The organism is Protofrankia sp. Cj3 (genome assembly GCF_917627355.1).
Lineage (GTDB): Bacteria > Actinomycetota > Actinomycetes > Frankiales > Frankiaceae > Protofrankia.
Map to the genome: position 1 here is coordinate 2,434 of NZ_CAKJTR010000301.1, position 1,694 is coordinate 4,127.

Sequence of the window (1,694 nt, forward strand, 5' to 3'; positions counted from 1 at the left end):
CGGCAAGCCCGGTCGGAGCGCGGAGGCGTAAGGTTCCCACGTTCCCCACAGGAGCCATGATCGGACTCGCGCCACCTACATGCCGAACGCCGCCCGGGCAGTAAACGGGTATCCCCCGGACTCATCCCGAAGCCTTGATCACAACCTCGGTTCTGACGTTGTCCATATTCTTTCGACACTTCGACAGTGGTTCGCTCTCGCTCGCCTTCCCGAACCGCACCTGACCCGGTCGTCCCCGGGCCTTTTCCGTCACGCTCACGACCCCGCCCGTTGAGGCGACGCCGCTGACGGTGGTTTGCGCCCACCACCCGCATGGCGACCACGGAGGGCCATACCTCCATCTCCCATGGAGCACCGCTCCAGAAGATTCCTGTCTATCTCAAGATCAGAGTCCCCCTTCACGCTCGTGGCGCAAGATCAACGAATACGAACGAGCCGTCTCAAAGCCCAGGTCAACGCTGGTAGCCGGGTTCTGGCACCCCACACCCTGCTTCCAGCACGAGGCAGGCGGTGCACTGACTGCTGGAGACCGCCCTCTATGCTGATTCAGGCGCCATCTCGCTGTTTCACCTCGACCAAGCGACAAGTTACGGGGGGACCTCGTGAGCAATATACAGCCTACCCCACTCTCGGTCTTTGTTAGCTATTCCCATCGGGATGCCGGCCTCCAAGCCGAGCTAAAGAAACATCTTTCCCCTCTCCAGCGAAGTGGACTTATTGGCACCTGGACGGACCGGGAGATCGTCCCGGGTCAAGAATGGTCCCACGAGATCGACGACCACCTAAACCACGCCGACATAATCCTACTCCTCGTTAGTTCAGATTTTATTGCATCGGATTATTGCTGGACCATAGAAGCGATGCGCGCGATTGAGCGGCACGACAGCGCGAGCGCTACCGTCGTGCCCGTTATCCTGCGCCCAGTCGATGATTGGATGAATGTTAGGCTTCGCAATGGAAGCACTCTAGGCAAACTCCAAGCCCTGCCCAAAGATGCAAAACCGGTTACCTCATTCAGGGACAGGGATGCTGGATGGTCGAGTGTGGTCGCCGGGATTCGTAAGGTCGTCGAGTGGCGGCAGACGGGAATCTCTGCCACCGGCGGGAGTGTCCCTATGCATTCCGCCCCAGGACCCCAGACTCTAGATCCCCAAATCGCCTCCTTTGCAAGGATCTCGATAGACGGCCAGAACGGATACTGGGCGGAGGAAAGCCCTGTACCCGCTGGGAGATATATAACTCCCGTTAGCCAGTACTTCCATGAGACACAGTTGGTGAAGTCTAGTCCACCGCCAACGTTCGACATAACGGTGATCAATAACGGGAAAGTCCCCCTCGTCGCATCTACCTTGGGAGTAGAGATAGTCTACGCGTCCCAAGTCACGTACGTCTACGGCATCCCGCGAGCGGCACGGATCCCAATACTTGACTATTACTCGATCGAAATGCCGAACCTGCGGAACATAACCGAGCCCCAGCAGAATTCCTGGGGCGAGGTTCCGTGGTTGCGCTTTGATATAGAGGTATCACGCGTACTACCCGACCCTATCTACATGCCCTCGAAAGCACCCTTCCGATTTCATCTCGAACTAGCAAAATACGGAGGTATGCTAAATGAGGTCATCTTGAATATTTGGCTTCTGACAGATGTTGGACGGTTGAGGTCGGCACCTCTCTATCTCCATAAGCACTAG

The 1,694-nt window shown here is 57.1% G+C and carries 1 protein-coding gene; it reads left to right on the forward strand.

Features of this window, described 5'->3' with window-relative positions; all coding sequences use genetic code 11:
- The first annotated feature begins 602 nt into the window (after nt 1-602).
- Nucleotides 603-1,694 (forward strand): toll/interleukin-1 receptor domain-containing protein, encoded by a 1,092-nt coding sequence (locus MJ783_RS22670; RefSeq protein WP_239313794.1) that lies wholly within the window; start codon nt 603-605, stop codon nt 1,692-1,694.